Origin of the sequence: Streptomyces sp. LS1784, assembly GCF_020103755.1 — a bacterium.
Taxonomy (GTDB): Bacteria; Actinomycetota; Actinomycetes; order Streptomycetales; family Streptomycetaceae; genus Kitasatospora.
On sequence record NZ_JAHSQD010000823.1, the window covers coordinates 1 to 2,731 of the forward strand.

Consider the following 2,731-nt stretch of genomic DNA (forward strand, 5'->3'; position numbering starts at 1 on the left):
TGCCCGGGCACCCGACGGACACCCGGCTCCAGCCGGTCCGGCGGACCGCCGAGGGCGTCCTGCCGCTGGCCTTCGACGGACCGGCGATGCTGCGCGGGCTCGCCCGGGCCGAGGCGCTGGCCGTGGTGCCGCCCGGTGGTGCGGCGGCGGGCGAGACGGTCGAACTCCTGGAGGTGCCGTGAGCGAGCGAAGCACAGGGATCCCCACGGCCGGAGGCCGGGGGCGAACCATCACGACGTGCGCGTTTGGCGAAGCGGCTGCCGAGCGGTGGGGACACCCCGGGCCGGACGCCGGGGGAGAGGTGGGCGCATGAGCCGCCTGCGACGCAACCTGGCGCCCGGCACCGAGCCGTGGGCGGACGCCGGGATCGTGCTGCCCGTCCGCCGGACCGCGCCCGCCGTCCGGCAGGTCGGCTCCCGGCTGCTGCTGGCGCTCGCCGTACTGGTCGCCACCACGTTCATCGTCTACTTCGACCGGGCCGGCTACAACGACAACGCCGGTGGCGGGCTCAGCTTCCTGGACGCGGCGTACTACGCCACGGTGACGCTCTCCACCACCGGGTACGGCGACATCACCCCGTACAGCGACAGCGCCCGGCTCACCAACATCTTCGTGATCACCCCGCTGCGCGTGGTGTTCCTGATCATCCTGGTCGGCACCACCCTGGAGGTGCTCACCGAACGGACCCGCCTGCAATGGCGGTTGAACCGCTGGAGGTCCACCGTGCGCGAGCACACCGTCGTCATCGGCTACGGGACGAAGGGCCGCAGCGCCGTCGACACCCTGCTCGGGCAGGGGGTGAAGAAGGAGGAGATCGTCGTCGTCGACCCGCAGCGCAAGGTGATCGACCAAGCCGCCCAGCACGGCCTGGTCGGGGTGGTCGGCGACGCCACCCGCACCGACACCCTGGTGCGCGCCGCACTGCCCACCGCCGCGCGGGTGGTGGTCGCGCCGGAGCGGGACGACACCGCCGTGCTGATCACGCTGACGGCCCGCCAGCTGAACAAGTCCGCCACCGTGGTCGCCGCCGTCCGGGAGGACGAGAACGCTCCGCTGCTGCGCCAGAGCGGTGCCGACGTCGTGGTGACCAGCTCCAGTTCGGCCGGGCGGCTGCTCGGGCTGTCGATGCTCAGCCCGCACGCCGGGGCGGTGATGGAGGACCTGCTGACGTACGGCAAGGGGCTGGACGTGGTGGAGCGCCCGGTCACCCGGGCCGAGGCCGGGCACAGCCCGCGCGAGTGCGCGGACCTGGTGGTCGCGGTGGTCCGGGGCCGACGGGTGCTCAACTACACCGAGCCGGAGGCCGCCGTGCTCCAGCTCACCGACCGGGTGATCGTCATCAGGTCCAGCGCAGTCGCGCCGACCGGCTGAGCCACGCCGTGGAACCGCCCCGGCCCGCAGTAGGTTCGGGGCATGTATGCGATGACGATTCCCGTACCCGGCGGTCCCGAGGCACTGGTCTGGGCGGAGGTGCCCGACCCGGTGCCCGCTGAGGGCGAGGTCCTGGTCGAGGTGGCGGCCACCGCCGTCAACCGTGCCGACCTGCTCCAGCGGCAGGGCTTCTACAACCCGCCGCCCGGCGCCTCGCCCTACCCGGGGCTGGAGTGCGCCGGGCGGATCGTCGCGCTCGGGCCCGGGGTGTCCGGGTGGGCGGTCGGCGACGAGGTGTGCGCGCTGCTGGCCGGCGGCGGCTACGCGCAGCAGGTCGCGGTGCCGACCGGGCAGCTGCTGCCGCTGCCCGCGGGGCTGTCCGTCGAGCAGGCCGCGGCACTGCCCGAGGTCGCCTGCACGGTGTGGTCCAACGTCTTCCTCACCGCGCACCTGCGGCCCGGCGAGACGGTGCTGCTGCACGGCGGCGCGAGCGGGATCGGGACCATGGCGATCCAGCTCGCCAAGGCGGTCGGCGCCCGGGTCGCGGTCACCGCGGGCAGCCCGGAGAAGCTGGCGCGGTGCGCCGAGCTGGGCGCGGACATCCTGGTCGACTACCGCGAGCAGGACTTCGTCGAGGCACTCCGGGAGGCCACCGGCGGGGCCGGGGCGGACGTGATCCTGGACATCATGGGTGCCAGGTACCTCCAGCGGAACGTGGACGCGCTGGCGGTCAACGGGCGGCTGGTGATCATCGGACTCCAGGGCGGGGTGAAGGGCGAGCTCGACCTCAACGCGCTGCTGCGCAAGCGCGGGGCGGTGATCGCCACCAACCTGCGCGGACGACCGCTGGCGGAGAAGGCGGCGATCGTGGCGGCGGTGCGGGAGCACGTGTGGCCGCTGGTCGAGTCCGGGGTGGTGAAGCCGGTGGTGGACCGGGTTCTGTCGTTGGCCGACGCGGCCGAGGCGCACCGGGTGCTGGAGCGCGGGGAGCAGGTCGGGAAGGTCGTGCTGCGGGCCTGAGCGCCGGGGAGCAGGGCGGTGGGGCGGTAACGGAACCGGGGGGTAAATCGCCCGAAATGCCGTACGGGCCGGGGCGTGCGAGCCTGGTCCGGAGCAGTCCCGCCGCCGATCCCGCCTCCGGGCGCCATCGGCCGTCGGAAGGACTCCGACCGTGGCCGCATCACTGCACGCACGCCTCGGGCCGCTGCCCGCGGCACCGCATCACCGTCGTACTTCCCGCCGCTCTCCGGGCCGCGCGCAGCGGCTGTTCGCGGCGGCCGTGCTGGGGCTCACCCTCCCGCTGGCCGCCGCCTCGGCGGCGGTGGCGCTGCCCTCGCCGGCGGCGTTGCCCCTGCCGGTG

At 74.4% G+C, this 2,731-nt stretch carries 3 protein-coding genes and 1 pseudogene; all 4 read left to right on the plus strand.

Features of this window, described 5'->3' with window-relative positions; genetic code table 11:
• Positions 1-182: pseudogene (locus KS423_RS42905) on the plus strand (molybdopterin molybdenumtransferase MoeA); the annotation flags it as partial.
• 127 nt (positions 183-309) lie between these two features.
• Positions 310-1,371: a TrkA family potassium uptake protein gene (locus KS423_RS42910; RefSeq protein WP_224285118.1), complete on the plus strand. Its 1,062-nt coding sequence runs from the start codon at positions 310-312 to the stop codon at positions 1,369-1,371.
• Positions 1,372-1,413: 42 nt separating this feature from the next.
• A complete protein-coding gene (locus tag KS423_RS42915; RefSeq protein ID WP_224285119.1) occupies positions 1,414-2,391 on the plus strand; it encodes an NAD(P)H-quinone oxidoreductase in 978 nt (325 codons plus the stop codon).
• Positions 2,392-2,542: 151 nt separating this feature from the next.
• Positions 2,543-2,731 (plus strand): hypothetical protein (locus KS423_RS42920; protein WP_224285120.1); only part of this gene is annotated, 189 nt, incomplete at its 3' end.